Origin of the sequence: Thermoanaerobacter kivui (assembly GCF_000763575.1) — a bacterium.
Classification (GTDB): Bacteria; Bacillota; Thermoanaerobacteria; order Thermoanaerobacterales; family Thermoanaerobacteraceae; genus Thermoanaerobacter; species Thermoanaerobacter kivui.
Window position 1 is genome coordinate 1,570,357 of the sequence record NZ_CP009170.1, and the last position, 17,129, is coordinate 1,587,485.

Annotated in this window: 16 protein-coding genes and 1 riboswitch; all 16 genes read right to left on the reverse strand. The window is 35.8% G+C overall.

Translation table 11 applies throughout. From position 1 onward, the window contains the following. Nucleotides 1-13: 13 nt before the first annotated feature. Complete coding sequence (locus TKV_RS08010) at nucleotides 14-241, reverse strand: alpha/beta-type small acid-soluble spore protein (RefSeq protein WP_003868666.1); 228 nt, start codon at nucleotides 239-241, stop codon at nucleotides 14-16. Nucleotides 242-324: 83 nt separating this feature from the next. Then, a complete protein-coding gene (locus TKV_RS08015) occupies nucleotides 325-513 on the reverse strand; it encodes a ferredoxin (protein WP_049685493.1) in 189 nt (62 codons plus the stop codon). A 122-nt stretch (nucleotides 514-635) separates the two neighbouring features. Then, nucleotides 636-1,292, reverse strand: a complete 657-nt coding sequence (locus TKV_RS08020; protein WP_049685494.1) for a helix-turn-helix domain-containing protein — start codon at nucleotides 1,290-1,292, stop codon at nucleotides 636-638. 56 nt (nucleotides 1,293-1,348) lie between these two features. Further along, the gene (locus TKV_RS08025) at nucleotides 1,349-2,689 is read right to left on the reverse strand and encodes a radical SAM protein (RefSeq protein WP_049685495.1); all 1,341 of its coding nucleotides are present in this window, start codon (nucleotides 2,687-2,689) and stop codon (nucleotides 1,349-1,351) included. 552 nt (nucleotides 2,690-3,241) lie between these two features. After that, nucleotides 3,242-3,889 carry an ABC transporter ATP-binding protein gene (locus tag TKV_RS08030; RefSeq protein ID WP_052392249.1) on the reverse strand — a complete coding sequence of 216 codons (648 nt, stop codon included), beginning with the start codon at nucleotides 3,887-3,889 and terminating at the stop codon, nucleotides 3,242-3,244. Between the two features lie 17 nt (nucleotides 3,890-3,906). Further along, nucleotides 3,907-4,035 (reverse strand): hypothetical protein, encoded by a 129-nt coding sequence (locus TKV_RS13835; RefSeq protein WP_268870080.1) that lies wholly within the window; start codon nucleotides 4,033-4,035, stop codon nucleotides 3,907-3,909. 16 nt (nucleotides 4,036-4,051) lie between these two features. Continuing rightward, nucleotides 4,052-4,351 (reverse strand): DUF2149 domain-containing protein, encoded by a 300-nt coding sequence (locus TKV_RS08035; RefSeq protein WP_049684624.1) that lies wholly within the window; start codon nucleotides 4,349-4,351, stop codon nucleotides 4,052-4,054. After that, a complete protein-coding gene (locus TKV_RS08040) occupies nucleotides 4,317-4,958 on the reverse strand; it encodes a MotA/TolQ/ExbB proton channel family protein (RefSeq protein ID WP_049685496.1) in 642 nt (213 codons plus the stop codon). The genes TKV_RS08035 and TKV_RS08040 overlap by 35 nt, the downstream gene beginning before the upstream one ends. Before the next feature lie 5 nt (nucleotides 4,959-4,963). After that, nucleotides 4,964-6,076: a cobaltochelatase subunit CobN gene (locus TKV_RS08045; protein ID WP_158506589.1), complete on the reverse strand. Its 1,113-nt coding sequence runs from the start codon at nucleotides 6,074-6,076 to the stop codon at nucleotides 4,964-4,966. Nucleotides 6,077-6,149: 73 nt separating this feature from the next. Then, complete coding sequence (locus TKV_RS08050; protein WP_236617221.1) at nucleotides 6,150-7,523, reverse strand: stalk domain-containing protein; 1,374 nt, start codon at nucleotides 7,521-7,523, stop codon at nucleotides 6,150-6,152. Nucleotides 7,524-7,610: 87 nt separating this feature from the next. Beyond that, nucleotides 7,611-7,769: a hypothetical protein gene (locus tag TKV_RS12850; protein WP_158506600.1), complete on the reverse strand. Its 159-nt coding sequence runs from the start codon at nucleotides 7,767-7,769 to the stop codon at nucleotides 7,611-7,613. Nucleotides 7,770-8,021: 252 nt separating this feature from the next. Further along, nucleotides 8,022-8,960, reverse strand: a complete 939-nt coding sequence (locus TKV_RS08055; RefSeq protein ID WP_049685498.1) for a radical SAM protein — start codon at nucleotides 8,958-8,960, stop codon at nucleotides 8,022-8,024. A gap of 23 nt (nucleotides 8,961-8,983) precedes the next feature. Beyond that, complete coding sequence (locus TKV_RS08060) at nucleotides 8,984-9,733, reverse strand: ABC transporter permease (protein WP_049686253.1); 750 nt, start codon at nucleotides 9,731-9,733, stop codon at nucleotides 8,984-8,986. Nucleotides 9,734-9,834: 101 nt separating this feature from the next. Further along, on the reverse strand, nucleotides 9,835-10,722 hold the full coding sequence (locus TKV_RS08065; protein WP_236617222.1) for an ABC transporter ATP-binding protein: 888 nt from the start codon (nucleotides 10,720-10,722) through the stop codon (nucleotides 9,835-9,837). A 79-nt stretch (nucleotides 10,723-10,801) separates the two neighbouring features. Continuing rightward, complete coding sequence (gene cobN / locus TKV_RS08070; protein ID WP_049685499.1) at nucleotides 10,802-14,557, reverse strand: cobaltochelatase subunit CobN; 3,756 nt, start codon at nucleotides 14,555-14,557, stop codon at nucleotides 10,802-10,804. A 369-nt stretch (nucleotides 14,558-14,926) separates the two neighbouring features. Further along, entirely contained in the window at nucleotides 14,927-16,342 is a 1,416-nt protein-coding gene (locus TKV_RS08075) for a stalk domain-containing protein (RefSeq protein WP_049685500.1), read from the reverse strand. A 438-nt stretch (nucleotides 16,343-16,780) separates the two neighbouring features. Next, a riboswitch (cobalamin riboswitch) is annotated at nucleotides 16,781-17,031 on the reverse strand. Nucleotides 17,032-17,129: the final 98 nt, after the last annotated feature.

Below are 17,129 nucleotides of genomic sequence, written 5' to 3' on the forward strand. Positions count from 1 at the left end.
GTCCTCCAGCCAATTAATCTTCTTCATCAATTTTTCCGTCTCTTTCATCCATTTCTTTTTCTGCAAATTTTATCATTTTCTTTACCATGTTTCCTCCTATTTTACCCACTTCTCTTGTAGTCATGTTTTCCCATCCGCGTTTTTCAATATCATCATCTAAATTAAGCTCTTCAGCAGCTTCTTGCTTCAAAGAATCTAACTCATCCTCAGCTTTAGGGTATAACTTTTTTCTTTTCCCCATAAAAACCCTCCATATTTCGTTTTATCAATATTTTCCCCTAAAGCTTCTTTAAAAATGTATGAAAAAACCCGGAAAAATCCGGGTTATTCTTCTTTTATTGCCTCTGTAGGACAAGAGCTCATTGCATCTTGCACACAATCTTCTAAATCTGCTGGAACTTCATCTACAATTGCATGGGATTTCCCTTCATCATTCCAGTCAAAAACATCTGGGCACATGTCTATACAAACCCCACAAGCTATGCATTCGTCTTGGTCGACATAAACTTTCATACCATTACCTCCTAATCTTTTTATGTAAAATTTTACACATACATTATATCATTAACCTTCCATTGCTTCAATAGTTTTCAACTTTCTCTTTGAAAATATGCAAAAAAATAAGGCATATAGCCTTATACAATTGCAAGGAGTTCTCTCAAAAAGTTATTGAGTAAATTGACATCTTGCGAATTCAGTTTATTTAAATTGATATAAAACTTTTGAATGTTTTCAGCTAATTTTTTGTCTATATCGCTCTTTATTTTAGTGTACAACAAAACACCTAAGACTGTTCCCACAAATAAAATTAAGGAAGAAGTAGGATTAACAGAGGCCAGCAAATTTTCTATACTCTCCATGGAAAGGCCTCCCGCCATCCTAAGTTTTAGTAAAAATGCAGTAATAGCATATGCACAAAATTCTATAGGCTTAGTAGCCTGAAACATCTCATTTAATATTTCCTCAAGAGAATTAGGCTTACTATTTTTTACTTTTTTAATCAAAGTATCTCTTAGGGAATTCCATTCATCTTTATTCGCTTTTTTAAATATTTCATAAGCTTTTTCTGTTGGTAGAAATCTTAAAGTAGATCTTCCTTGGCTTTTTTCCTCCCCAAGGTAATACTCGGTCTTAACAAAATCACCTTTCTCTAATTCCCTTAAAATATCATAAGCTGTCCATTTGCTAATTTTCATTGCCTGCGCCACATCCGTATAGTGAACAGGCTCACCTTTTGAATCATAAAGTTCAATTAGTGTCTTTAAAAATTCCACCCTCCTATTTGTTAGCATTTCAACACCCCATTAAGTAATACTATCTAAATTTATAGGGGATTTTAATATTTATGTCAAGCCTCTTTTTTCATTGCCATCTTTTTCTCCCAAATCTCGTCCGCTACTTTACCCCAATTATCTGCTACTACTCTTAAATCATCGTAGAGGTTTTTGATGTGAGAGGCTTCACTAGCTTCTGTGTGTTTTGCTTTTGATTCTCTAACTATTTCTAAAAGTTTTTCTGGATTGTCAATAAGTGGACATGGTCTTAGATGATTTAGATTAAATGGCTGCCTTTTTCTATAGCTTTTCATAATAGGTGACTGTAATGCTTCTAATAAACTTACTTCATTTATATTTACATTAGAATAATGAATAAAAGCACAAGGCTCAACTTCTCCTGCTGCATTTATGTGCAAATACCTCCTTCCTCCTGCAATACATCCTCCACTGTATTCGCCATCATTCCAGAAATCAATTGCAAAAAGTTCCTTTCTAGCCCTTATATAATTTATCCTCTCGTACATGTATTTTCTTTGCTCAGGTGTTACCATAAAACTTATATCAGGGTCTCTACCTATAGGAATATAAGTAAAATACCAAGCAAAAGCTGCTCCTTTATCTATCATCATATCTACAAATTCATCACTAGAAATTTCCTCCACATTTGTTCTCGTATATGTAGCTGAATAGCCAAACAATACTCCATTTTCTCTCATCAAATCCATTGCTCTCATAATTTTATCAAAAGTACCTTCTCCTCGTATTGCATCGTTACTTTCTTTGAAACCATTAATACTTACTGCAAAAGTAATATTGCCTACTCTTTTAACTTCTTTTATCATATCTTCGTCGATTAAAGTACCATTGGTAAACAAGTGGAATACTTGATTTTTATGTCTTTCAGCAAGCTTTATAATATCTTTCATTCTGACAGTAGGCTCTCCGCCAGACAAAACTATAAAATATATGCCCAGCTCTTCTGCTTCTGTACATACTCTATCCATCACTTCAAAAGAAAGATTGTGAGATTTGTACTGTCCTGCCCAGCATCCTACACATCTTAAATTGCAAGCCTCAGTTGGATCCATCAAAATTGCCCACGGAATGTTAATATCTAATTTGTTTTCTAATTCTTTTTGTTTTGGAATTCCTTTCAAGCTAGCATTTATAAAGAAATTAACACCTAAAGTTTTTATAATGTTTTTGTCAATATTTTTAAGAAGTTTCATTGCAAATCTATACCAATTGCTGTCTTTGTCATCTAAAAATCTCTTCACACTTTCTATTTGCTGTTTATGATTGGGCATTATTGCAATTTTTGACAGAAGATTAGCTATTTTGTCTAAATTTTTCTCTGGGTCTTTTTCTACATAGTTAATAACAGCACTGATAAGCGGGTCAATCACATTCATCATAACTCCTCCTCTACTTTATTTTTTATCCCAAAATATCAAACTGACCCAAAAAACCAAAATTCCATTTCAAGAACATTATACCACTTTAAAAATAACATTTCAAGTAATATTTATTATATTTTATGCTTACAAGTACTATTTTATTTACCTAATTGTACATCCCCTCCAAAAACCATACATCAAAAGGATATGGAGTTTCTATATTCTGAAAAATATATAATTATGAAGTTTTGTGAAAAATTTTTATTTGCATAGCTGCTTTTTTCTTTTACTCAACGTATTCTTACACTGTTGGTCCTTCAAGCTCCTGATTTAGTTTTTTTAAAGTCAATAATGATACAGTAATACTTTGCTCCTCAGCTTTCAAAAATTTTGTAATATAATTAATATGCACTTATTCTGATACCTCCTTCCATAGCAGGCATTCAGAATAAGTGCTCTATTTTTTATGAATGTTTTTTATCCACCCAATATTTATTATAGAATCTAAATTTTCATAACGACAACTCTAGTATAACAGATTAGGCATTGCTTGTTAATACAACCATCTTAACTCTCTCCTAACAAGTCCACAGTTTCTACAAGAGGCTCAATTGGTAAAACATAAAATCCGAACTCTGTCTCTATTATGGAAGCAGAAACACCATATACTTCCCTGATATTATTTTCAGTAATAACTTCCTCAGGTTTACCTATAGCGTAAATATACCCATCCTTGAGCATCACCAACTTATCTGCAAATCTTGATGCAAGATTTAAATCATGGACAACTACTATAACTATACGGCCCTCTGTTTGGGCAATCTTTTTTATTATCTCAAAAACTTCTAATTGATGTCTTATATCAAGGTTGCTTGTAGGCTCATCAAAAAGAAATATTTCAGGCTGTTGTGCCAGTGCACGTGCCACAAAAACCTTTTGCCTCTGTCCTCCGCTTAATTGATCGAGAGACCTTTCTGCCAGTTCTTCTATATCCATAAATTTCATAACTTTTGAGACAATATTAAGATCTTCTTCTGTTACGCCCCATTTTAAATGAGGTTTTCTACCCATAAGAACTGTTTCCATTACAGTAAAGGGAAAAATTTCTCTGCTACCCTGGGGTACATATCCCATCGCTTTGGCAAGTTCTTTCAAATCTTTTGATGCAATATCTTTACCGTTTAAATAAACAACACTTTCTTGCGGTTTTAGCAATCGAGCTATACATTACATCACTTATGCTTATTGAAGCCTTTTTCTCCTCTTATTAAAACTCCACCTAATTTGGGATTTATAGCATTTAAAATCAGGGCTTTTTTCATCAATTTTTGCCCAACTATTGCACTGAATGGATAATACATCTTTAAATTCCTCCTCTTATTTTGTAATAATATAGATTTTCCCTGTTTTATTATCTTTGTAAGCTTCTCCAAGTTTTTCTAAATCGCCTTTTCCTTCTATAGCTTGTCCCTTTATATTCTCACTCTGATTGGTAATTTCTTTGATCTGTACAATCTTCCCTACAATCTTCCCTGGATTCCCGTTGAGCATCAGGGAGATTATCAATCCGCAAGCAAACACAAGCATCAGGTCGGCAAGATTAACAACATAGGTCATAGGATTAAATTCTTCGCTTTCTGCCTCAAGGCGTGACAAGTTGCTCGTTTTCCTTTTCATCAACTATCACCTCTATAAATAAATTGGCTATTTCATCCAATGTACTAAGGTATTCCTCATACCATCTTCTTCTTATCCTTGAAATAACATAGGATATACCTGCTGCTCCCATACCCACTACCGTATTGTCAAAGGCAACACTAATTGATTCGGCTAATAATTTCATATCACCATTTGCCATCGCTGTAAGTCCTGGTCCCAATGGTATCAATGTACCCATCAAACCTACAAGAGGACCGAGTCTTGCTATTATATCGGTTTTTTCTAATACCTTAGTTGCCCTTATTTCCTCATCTTCAATTAATTTTTTCTTGAGAGCATAAATGGAGTCTGCGGAAAGGTCCTTATTTTGAAAAATCTGGCTCAATATCTCTTTCCCTCTTTTTGGTAATTCGCTCTCTTCAATAAATTTTTCAAGGTCATTAAAATCAGAAATATTCCTGAAATAAGTTATAAGCCTGTCAGCAGACATTCTCTTTCTACGTACACTTTCCACCGAAAAACTTCCCAGTTCTACAAGACTCCATAAGAAAAAGATATACAAAAATACAATAACCGGTATAAGCAAACTCTGGGCTATACAATGCAATGTTTGACTCAAAATCATTTACTTCACCTCAAATATCCTTTTTTATTCTGGTATATCATACCAGTTATCAGCGTTAATGGTATAAATAAATATACAAAAGTAGAATATGTCGGATTTTTTTGGGGAATCTGCTGATTTTCTACAGTAACTTCATAAACATGTCCGGTTCCTGAACCTCCGCCACCTCCACCACTGCTGCTTTCTTTACCTGTATCTTTTTGATTCGAAATGGATTTGTCCTGAAGATTTGCTTCTTGAGATGCATTCGATGGAGCCTGTGGTTTTGTTTCTATGGCATATCCCTCTTTGTTTCCTAATTTCTTACTCTCGCTTTTTTCATCGTTTTTAGAAGAAGCAGTCAATACACCTTTTGAAGCAGCTTCATTGTCTGTCCTTGCACCACTTCCCGAACCTGTACCACTTCCAGTCTCGTTGCCGAATATTATCTCCATAGTATTTGTACTACCCTGAATAGAAGCATTTATGACCTCGGCATCTTTAGGAAGTGCTTTTTCATCAGAATCAACTTTTCTTAAGTTTATTGACATTTCCCCTGCAGAAGTCGAATCATATCCCTTTGACAAAAATGTTTTTACTTCTTCTGCCCAATGAAGAGCCATAGGGTTTTCTTCTAATGGTTCATTTCCTTTATCATAATTGCCCAGTGGTTTTAAAGTGCTATCTAAGGAATCTTTAAGTTCTGGATATTTCTCAATCAGTGTATTGTATGAACACGCTAAAATTTTGCGATATGCCCGGTCCATCAACATAAGAGAAGAATAGAAATTTTTGGAAACATCTTTATCTATTACTATAAAAGCATCAATACGGTGCCTTCCCAAGTCAGCCGTATCAATAACCTCTATGCCTATTATATTACCAGCAGCATCCCATACTGGCTTCACACCTAAGGCATACATAGCAACAGAAAGACTTACACCTGCACGATTTATCGCATCTTTTTCTCCTACTTTTACTGCTATGGAATAAGGATAACTACCGTTATGCCGAAATATTTCTGCAATCTTTACTTGAGCTAAATGACAGCCTGAACTATATTCATCGGGTGTAGGAGAATTACCTCCTGCACCCGATGCCACTTGCAACCCAAAACAGCTAAAAATGCATGTTATCAAACACAATAGTAGTAATTTTAACAAACCTTTTCGATATTTAGGCACGAAATACTTTCACCTCTGCGTTGCAGTTTTATGGCTCTGGATAAGCCCATACGCCTTTCATAGGTATCCCCAGCCATTTTTCAAAGTACTCTTTCAAAATTTGACTAGGATTGACATCCTTAAATCGATCAGGATATAACCGTTTAGCAAAATAAACTGATTCGGTAAACCTGGCTAAATTTGAAATATTTATAAAATATATACGGTTATTCTTGACTGCATCTGTTTTACTCAAAACAGGGTCTTTTTTAATATTGTCTATTAACTTCATTACCCCTGAGTAATCGTTTGTTGTGTAACCCAGTTCAGAACAGTACACAAATACAATGACTTCTGGATTTTTTTGTAGCAGCCACTCTCCACTTACAAGTTCCGAACTTTCTGAGGGTTTTAAATCAGCTGCTATATTATTTCCACTTATAAACTTTATTACTTGGTCATAAGAAGAACCTGGTGGAAAGGTTTTGTATTGTCCCTCTTTAAAACCACCCATTAAATCTAGACATGCTATTCTCGGTTTTTCCTTATCCTCTATATTTGTTAATCTATTATTTATATTTGATAGAATTTCATTTTTCCAATTTAAAAATTCTACAGCTTTTCCTCCTCGATTAAAAAGTAAAGCAGTCTTTTTTAAATCTTCATCATACTTTTCTAAGTAATAAAAATCAATACCAATTGCTTTTATCCCCAATGCCTCGATTTTCTCTCCGTACCTCGAGACATATCTCCCTTGGAGGAGCACTGCCTGAGGTTTTAACTCAGCTATTTTTTCTATATTAGGGTTTGTCATTGAACCAACATTTGGTTTGTTATCAAAACCTAAATATGTTCTTTTTTGAACTTGATCACTCACCCCCACTATAAATTCGTCCGGTACTTGTATTATCCTCATCGCTTCTGCTATGTTGGAACTTATTACTACCACCCTGTTTAAACCGGAGGCGGATAATGTTACTTCATTTCCTGTAGAATCCTTGATTTTTATATTCCAAACTACTACTGCCCTAGATGTTTCTTTATCCCACTTTACATCAGCACCAAAAGCTTCCGCTATAAATCTTAAAGGAACTATTGTCCTGCCTGATAAAACTACAGGTGCAACATCAAGAGTTTTGTTTTTTCCGTTTACAACAGCTTCCTTTTTACCAATGGTTAATTTTACACTGACATCCTCACCCTGTATTGTCACAGCCTGTGTAGCATCATCCCATTTTACATCTGCACCGAGGTTTTCAGAAAAGAGCCTTACAGGCACCATCGTTCGTCCATTTTCTATAAAGGGTAAAACATCTCCTGTATTTATCTTTACACCATTTAAATAAACCTGTGTTTCCTGAGCCTTAACCGGATTGGCAAGTCCAAAAGCAGGCAACAAAGACATCAGTAAAACAAAAATCATTAAAAAACAAATCTTCTTTTTCAATTTCAACACCTCTTTCAATTTTTTAATCTTTCTCTTTAACCTTTTCAGCACATTCCCTACAGGTCATCCAATTTCTACCCATTTCTTTGGTTCTGAATAAAAAACATTTAAGCCAAGTATTTCCGCTGCCAGCATCAAAAACATTTGGAGGAAATTTTCATTACTTCCCTGTGTCATGTAAGCATAACATTTTGCGGGTATGTTTATATCGACATTCGACATAGACCAAAACGTAGGGTCAGAAGCGGTGTGTTGCATAACTATGCCATACTACAGCTGTAATTCTTTTCACAAAATCTCCCCTCCTTCGCTTAAAACACTAACAAATGTGACGAAGTTAATGTATATAGAGTATACTTTTAAGGATGTTATTTTTATTAAGATGGACAAAACAATAACTTCGTTAATTTATCTTTGTTCATCCCTCACCTATGATAGGATGAGAAACTCCTTATTGTTTTAAATTAAAAGGCTTTAGGTATAACCATGCGAAAAACAGAAAATTCTATCAAGCATACGGCATTGCTGTATATAGGGACACTTTCCAATATAAGTTTTAATTTGAAAATCTTCATCCATTATATTACCTATATAAAAATCTTCCTGTCCTGCCAAAGATGGACATGGATAAACCTCTCCATTAGGATTTATAAATATTGAATTTCCATTAAATGTTCTGCATTCTTCCCTGTATCCATACTTCTTAAGCCTTTCAAGAAATTTAAAAGTTATAGTACGATTTGTAATTTTTTCATGCATATCAGCTCTCTTCAAAGCAGCCTTTACGTTTAAGGCAATTTCTTCTTCTGAAGGAACAGACATATCAAAAGCATTTCCTGTAGGTCGTAATACATTGAAACTTATGCCTTTAACGTTTCCTATATAGTAAACCAAATCGATAAATTTATTTAGATTTAGAAGGCTTTTTTTTGTTAAGACTGACGTCACATTTACGCAAATACCAGACTCTTTTAAAAGTTCCATGCCTTTCAAAACATCCACAGTAGAAGAACGAGAACACCTATTGCGATAAGGCCGCATGATGTCATTTACTTCAGGTACACCATCAATACTTACTCCTATACCTATATCTAGGTTTTTAAGTTTAGATATATTTATATCATTCAGAAGGGTACCATTAGTCTGAATCTGAAAAATACAAGAAAGACCTTCCTTACGTGATTCTTTTACAAATCTCTCAATGAGAGGAAGGTTTAAGAGAGGCTCTCCGCCTGTAAATTGAACTAAAAACATATGGGAATTCTCTTTGTTCTGCTTCTTTATAAATTTCAATATGCTTTCTGCCGTATCCCATGACATATCACCATACTTCCCTGTATTTTTTGAAGCATAACAGTAACGACAGGAAAGATTACACCTTCCTGTTACAGCAATGACAAAAAGTTTCACCATACCTTTAAAACCGACACCCTCCTTTAATCAGCCGATTTTTTGTAAGCTGCTGATACTGCCAGTAAATACATTATTGCCGCCCAAAAAAATACAACAGCTATAATAAATGGTGAAAATTCCCTGTTCAAAGCTATGCTTCTTAGTGAATAGCTTATGGGAGTTAAAGGCAGCATCCAGATGAAAACTTTAACAATAAGAGGCATAGAGTCTACAGAGAAAAAGGTTCCTCCTAAAAATGTCATAGGAAGTATAAAAAAAGTCCCAAAGTTTGCCATATCTCCATGGGAATTCGCTACCATTGCCGCTACAACCCCAAGAGAGGCAAAAGTAAAACAAGATGCAATAAGTACTACAAAAAAAACTGGCGTTAAATTAATATGAGCACCAAAAAGCAACCCAAGGACAAGCAAAATAAGACATGAGGTCATACCTTGCAGTGCACCTGCCAAAACTTCTCCCAGTACAACTGAGGAGATCTTTATAGGTGCCAGCACATATTGGTCAAAAGTTTTAAAGATTGTTCGCCTTATATTTAAATCAGCGGCAATAGAATTATAACTGTTGCTTAAAGATGATAATGCTATAATACCGGGCAATACAAAATCCAGATAATTAGTACCGCTAACAGACATATTTTTACCCAATCCCAATCCAAATGTAGTAAGGAACAACAAGGGACTTACAATGTTACCTGCTAAAATTTTTCTGAAGCGTTTTTTCCAGCAAATCATTTCTCTCCAAAATATAGGATAAAATTTTAATAATTCTTTCATACTCCTTTTATAAATCTTGAGCAATAAGGCTTTGAATGCCGAATAGTTGCTCAAGATTACAAATCCTCCCTTCTTGTACTATTTTATACCCATCCAAGATTTTACAGTGGCTTGTTTTCGCATATTTCACCGCCTGTAATTTTAACAAAAACATCCTCAAGGTTTGATTCCCTTATGTTTATATCTGTGTCCAAAGATTGTGCATATTCCAAGGCTTCCGTCCTTGATGAAAAAAACCGTCTTACTGTAGTATCGTTTTCAAGATATTCCAGTACAACATTGCCTGTTTGTTTTTTTAATTCGTCAGGACTGCCAATTGCTATCAGCTTGCCTTTATCAATTATTGCCACCCTGTGACAGAGTTTTTCTGCCTCTTCAATATAATGAGTAGTAAGGAGGACTGTCATACCGCTTTGATTCATTGTTTTTATTAAATCCCATATTTTTCTCCTTGTCTGAGGGTCAAGTCCTACTGTTGGCTCATCAAGAAAGAGTACCCTCGGTCTATGCATCAGTGCTCTGGCAATCATAAGCCTGCGCATCATACCGCCAGAAAATTTATCAACATTGACATTCGCTTTGTCCATAAGCCCAACATAATCAAGAAGTTCCTCTATTCGCCTCCTCCTTTCTTCTTTTTCCATACCGTAAAGCATGCCGTTAAGCTCTAAATTTTCCCATGCACTTAACTCTTTTTCAAGATTCAGTTGCTGTGGCACAACACCAATCTGTTTTTTTACTTCCAAAGACTGACTTCTTACATCATAACCATTTATATATGCTGTACCAGATGTAGGACGGCTTAATGTTGTGAGTATCCTTATAGTAGTAGTTTTACCTGCTCCATTGGGCCCTAATAGTGCAAAAATCTCTCCACGAGACACTTCAAAGCTTATTCCATCAACAGCCCTGAACTTTCCAAATACTTTAACAAGGTTTTCTACTTTAATCATCGGCTTTTCAGCGTAGACGTTCCTGTCTTCAGCCATGGTAATAAAATGCCACCTCCTTTGCTTCTTTCATCATACTAAACCCACAGACAATTTCTTTCTCTCCTCAATTAATTTTTTAAGTATATTCTTCTAATTTACCTTCAATATCAAGATAAATTTCTCTCAGTTTATTTTTGAGTTCCTCAGAAGGTTGCCACATATCTCTTTGTATAGCTTCAAGAAGGTTTTCCACAATATTCTTTAAAGCCCATGGGTTTTCTTCTTTAAACCATTGCTGCATATCCTCATTCAGAGCATATTTTTTTGCCAGTTCCTCATAAAGCCAGTCATCCAACACTTCTGCCGTTGCATCCCAACCAAAGGCTGTTTCCACCATATGTGATAAATCTCCTGCTCCTTTATATCCATGCCGCTTCATGCTTTCTATCCACTTAGGGTTAAGTATGCGTGCACGGAATATACGACGTGTTTCTTCTTCAAGTGTTCGCACTTTAACCCTTTCAGGATCTGAAGTATCTCCGCTGTAAGAATGAGGTAAAGAGCCTTTTAGAGCTTTTACTGCTGCTACCATCCCTCCATGATATGAGTAAAAATCATCGCTGTCAAACATATCTATTTCTCTGCTATCTTCATTTTTAACCGTAGCATCTATAGATGCCAGTCTTCTGGAAAAAACATCCGCAGCTTCAAGACCATAGGTATTCCTGCTATATACATAACCGCCCCATGTAACATATACATTACATAAATCCTTTTCGTCTTTCCAATTTTTAGATGTAACGAGGTCACTCACACCCGCTCCGTAAGTTCCCGGCTTATCGCTGAATATGCGCCACAAAGCTTCTTCTCTTGCCTTAACTGGATTCACTCCTTTTGAAACCTTTTCTTTAATTTCTTCTCTTACATGTTTTGATATATAATTCATATCATCCGGCTCATCAAGGGATGCTACCATCTCCACTGCTTTATCTAAAAGGTGTATCACATTCAACATAGCATCTCTGAACATACCACTTACCCTGAAGGTAACATCAATTCGAGGTCTTCCAAGTTCTTCAAGGGGAATGACAGATAAACCTTTGACTCTTCCACTTTTTTCATCCCATATAGGTTTTACTCCCATGAGATAAAGAGCCTCTGCTATATCGTCTCCTCCTGTTCGCATGTTGGAAGTGCACCATACTACAATCCCAACCATCTCAGGATAAGAATTAGTTTCTTCCTTATGTTTTTGTAACAGTGAGTTTGCAAGTTCTACTCCTATTTTCCATGATGAACGAGTAGGCACTGCCTGAGGGTCTATAGAGTAGAAATTTCGCCCAGTAGGAAGAATATCCACCATTCCCCGGGTTGGAGCACCAGAAGGTCCTGGAGGTACAAAATTACCTTCAAGGGCTTTAATACAATTTTCAATCTCCTGCGTCGTACCTTTAAGAGCCGGTACAACCTTTTCGCTTATAAACTCTAATATCTTCGTTAATTTTTCTGTGTTTTTTCCAAGTATATTCATGGAAATATCTTTAATCTTTTCCCTCTCAAAACCCTCCTCACAAAAAGTCTTTACCAGCATTTTACTCTTTTCCTCAATCATGTCCAGTACTTCTGCATATGTGCAGGACAACTCAACAGAATAAAACCCGGGGTTCTTTATTAATTCTTCATAATTATATCCTAAGGTTTCTGCCAAAGCCTCCCTTAAAGATGGAACTTCCCCATTAGAAAGGCGCGTTAGGGCTAAAATCATCTCTATAAGCTGTTCTCCTTCAGGTGGCTGCCCCAGTATATGTAATCCATCTCGGATTAAGCAATCCTTTATCTCATAAAGATAGGAATGAATCTTTTCCAAAAATTCCTCCCAGTCTTTTTCCGCTTCTTCCTTTGTTATCTTTAAATCACTATCAAGCTTTAAATCCTCCACTTTTTCCCATATAAGGCTGCGCAGAATCGGCAGCTTACCACTATCCATATTTTTAGCTTCATTGTATTCTTTGATAAGTACTTCCACATCAGCCATTTCTTCATAAGTGTCCGCTCTGGTCATCACAGGTATAAGATGGTCAATGATGCAGGCATGAGAGCGGCGTTTAGCCTGTGTTCCTTCTCCTGGATTATTTATAATATAAGGATAGACGTTAGGAAGGTCCATAAGAACAAGGTCTGGATAACATTCCTCTGAAAGACCGTTTCCCTTACCAGGAAGCCATTCTAAGGAACCATGCTTTCCAATATGATAAACAATATCGGCTTTGAAAACATCCCTGATCCATCTGTAATATGCGAGATAATGATGTGGTGGAGGCAAATCAGGGCTATGATAGATACTTGCAGGATCCTCAAAAAAGCCGCGGGTAGGCTGAACTCCTATGAAAACATTTCCTAATAATATACCTGGAATCAAGAGATGTTCGCCACAGGAAAAAATCTCCCCGGGTGGTTTACCCCAACTTTTTTCCAATTGTTGTTGTGACACTAAAGGAAAATTAGAATACCAAGTTTCATATTCCTTATTATGCACTTTCCCCACAGCTCTTTTATTCATCTCTTCCGGGCTCAGCCATCCCCTTTCATTTGTCAGACCCGAAAGCATTCTTTCCATTAATTCTTTTCCGCTTTCAGGAAGATTTTCTATCTTATATCCTTTATTTTTCATTTCTGTAAGCAACTTGTGCACACTGACAGGTGAATCAAGTCCAAAAGCACATCCAATCCTGTCATTTCTTGGGGGATAATTATGAAAGATGATGGCAACTTTTTTATCACAGTTAGGTTTGTACTTTAATTTAGCCCAATTGAGTGAAAGAGAAGCAACCTTTTTAATTCTATCCTTTATAGGGACATATTTTGTCACAACTGCTCCTGTCAAAGGATCCCTTTCAAGTTCTTCCCTTGTTGCAATAGGAACTGTGATAATGTCACCGTCAAATTCGGGAAGTGCCATGCTCATAACTACATCCAGAGGCCCAAGACCTTGTACGCCTTCTTTCCAATCTTTAAAAGGTGTTAGAGCAAGAATAGCTTTTATAATAGGTTTACCAAGTCTTTTGTAAAAATTTCCCTCTAATACCCTGCTAAATGTAGGTGTGGCAACGGTTTGAGAAAACATAAGGGTGTTTATGACAGCATCAACTACTGCTATACCATTTTGCATAAAGTAATTATCAATTACCCATTCAATTCCCTTACTGCCAAATCCATCATTTTTTGAAGTATTTAAAAACACAGGAATAGATGTACCTCCAAGATTTTCAATTTCTCTTATTAAATCGTTTATAAATTCTATATTACCTGCATTCCAATAACTTTGATAAAAGATAATCCCTATGACTGGCTTTTTCTCCTTTAATCTTTCCTGTATAAAAGACTTAGCTTCAATTTTATCGCTATAATCCGGATGGTATATGCCTTCCCATGGAAGAGGTTCAGGTTCTATAACAGAAAAACTGGTCTTTGAAAATCTATTGGAAATCCAAAGAAAAAGGTTTTCAAAATTAGAAATCCCTCCATAACTTATATAACGATAAACTGTAAAGTATTCTTTTTCACTTAACGTGCTCATTTTATAAAGCTCCTGATAGTCTTCCCCGGAACAAGGCAAAACTGCTATTCCTATGCCCTTCTCTTTAGAAAGCTTGCTAATCTTATCAACGGCAGGTAAAGAATCTGTTCCCCCCATGAGATGAATTATTATCATATCTGAACTCAATGCAAGCTCTATGAGTTCCTCTTCCTTTTTTAAACCCTCTACATCTCTTTTACTTCTCGCAGCCATATTAACAATAGGACCATATTTTGAATAAATATTCCTTACAGCATTACTGACATTTATCAGTTCTGTGTCAATAGCAGTATAAAACAGTATTTTTGTCGCCACCTGAGATCCTCCCTTTCATCTTTTAATTTCGTCTTTTATCTGTTGCTTTTGCTATAACCTCCTCAAAAGCTCTTATCATGTTCTTTAAGAGATTTCCTTCCTTATTTTCTATCTCTACACGGGCTAATGGATCGTCTATCCCCTCTACTGATACGCAAAGCCCAAATCTGTCTAAAAGCTGCGGCTTTTACTTGAGGCAAATGACAGCCTGAACTATATTCATCGGGTGTAGGAAAATTACCTCCTGCACCCGATGCCACTTGCAACCCAAAACAGCTAAAAATCCATGTTATCAAACACAATAGTAGTAATTTTAATAAACCCTTTCGATATTTAGGCACGAGATACTTTCATCTCAGCGTTGCAGTTTTATGGCTCTGGATAAGCCCATATACCTTTCATAGGTATCCCCAGCCATTTTTCAAAATACTCCTTTAAAACCTGATTGGGGTTGACATCTTTAAAGCGCTCAGGATAAAACCATTTAGCAAGATATAACGTCCCAAGATATGTTTTATCTCCTCCAAGTAAGTGCTTCTCAATAATATAAACCTGCTTATTTTTACCAGCATTGGTTTTACTTATAACAGGATTAGTTATGGCACTATCTCTTAATTTTACAACATTCGTATTGTCTTTTACAGTATATCCAAGCACATCTTTTTCATAAGCACTTAGAACTATTTTATCAGGATTTTTTTCTAAAACCCATTCTGGGTTTACTTTAGGATAATCCTTCATATCGCGAGCAACATTGATTCCACCAGCTGCTTCTAATCCTTGATGAACAGAAGTATTTTGACCATATATTGTCCATGTGGTTGCCGTCAGGGAATTATTACCCATTCCAATGTCCATTCCAAACACCTTAAACTTATCTTCTGCATTTAAACTCTTTATTCTGTCAGCTACAATGGCTGTTGCATTTGCCTTCCATTGCATAAACTCATCAGCTGTCTTTACCCTTCCAAATATTTTAGCCAATGTTTTAAGGTCATTATTATATGTTTCTGGTTTAAAAAAGTCAAGCCTTATAACCTTTATACCTGCAGGCTCCAACTTCTCTTCCAATGTTTTATCAGGATACTTACCGTAAGCAATTACTGCCTGTGGTTTTAGCTCCATAATCTTTTCTAAACTGGGCTTAAAAGCACCTCCAACACTTGGTTTGTTATCTAAGCCAAGATAAGGAGAATATGATGATGTAGAATCACTTACACCTATGATAAAATCATCTGGAATCTGCAAAATACGAAGAGCCTCTGCTGCATTGGCATTAAGAATGACTAACCTGTTCAATCCAGCAGGTACTGTTACGTCATTCCCCGTGGAATCCTTGATTTTTATATTCCAAACTACTACTGCCCTAGATGTTTCTTTATCCCACTTTACATCAGCACCAAAAGCTTCCGCTATAAATCTTAAAGGAACTATTGTCCTGCCTGATAAAACTATAGGTGCAACATCAAGAGTTTTGTTTTTTCCGTTTACAACAGCTTCCTTTTTACCAATGGTTAATTTTACACTGACATCCTCACCCTGTATTGTCACAGCCTGTGTAGCATCATCCCATTTTACATCTGCACCGAGGTTTTCAGAAAAGAGCCTTACAGGCACCATCGTTCGTCCATTTTCTATAAAGGGTAAAACATCTCCTGTATTTATCTTTACACCATTTAAATAAACCTGTGTTTCCTGAGCCTTAACCGGATTGGCAAGTCCAAAAGCAGGCAACAAAGACATCAGTAAAACAAAAATCATCAAAAAGCAAATCTTCTTTTTCATTATAAAAACCCTCCCTTAAAATTTTTAATTTTAGGTTATTGCAAAAGCCCAAAAACCTCGCAAATTAAGGAGTTCTGCTATATATTTTTAAAGGAATTCCTTCACTTTTGTCGAATTCTTATATCGATTAAACTCAAAAACAAAATGGAGGAAATCCTATGAAAAGCAAAACTAAATAACTATCACTTTCAGATATAATGTCCAATCTTTTTTTGAAGAAAATAAGCCTATTCAACTGCTTGTTTATATCCTTTGTCAATTTTGCTATCTCAGGCTCCAATAACGGTGCTTTTTTACCCCAATATTTGTTTCATTTTGCAATTAGCTAATATAAAAAATTTAAGCAAAAATAAAACCTCTTAACTTACCAACGGTGTTAAGAGGTTAAAAAACACATATGTATCCCTTTCTAACACCCCCTCTATCGACCGTAGAGTAAGTGTAACACAAATACAGGCAGGTCTCCTGACTTAGGTTCATCGCTCTTTACGCCTTCCCATCCGTCACTCAGCGGAGCATGTTTTTATACGAAATATAATTTGTTAAATTCGTGCTCCGCTAAGTGACGGACAGTGGCATAATGTAAAGAGCTCACCATCACAGTGGCGGGACCGTGCAGGACTTTCACCTGCTTCCCTTTTAACCCAATTTTGAAGCCAAAATTGGGCACCTGTATTCGTTTGTTATTAAATTTTATTCTAAATAAAACATACCATTTTGCAAATATGTTGTCAATAATACTATTTTACAAATGTTATTATTCTGTGATATTGTCAATATTAAAAGT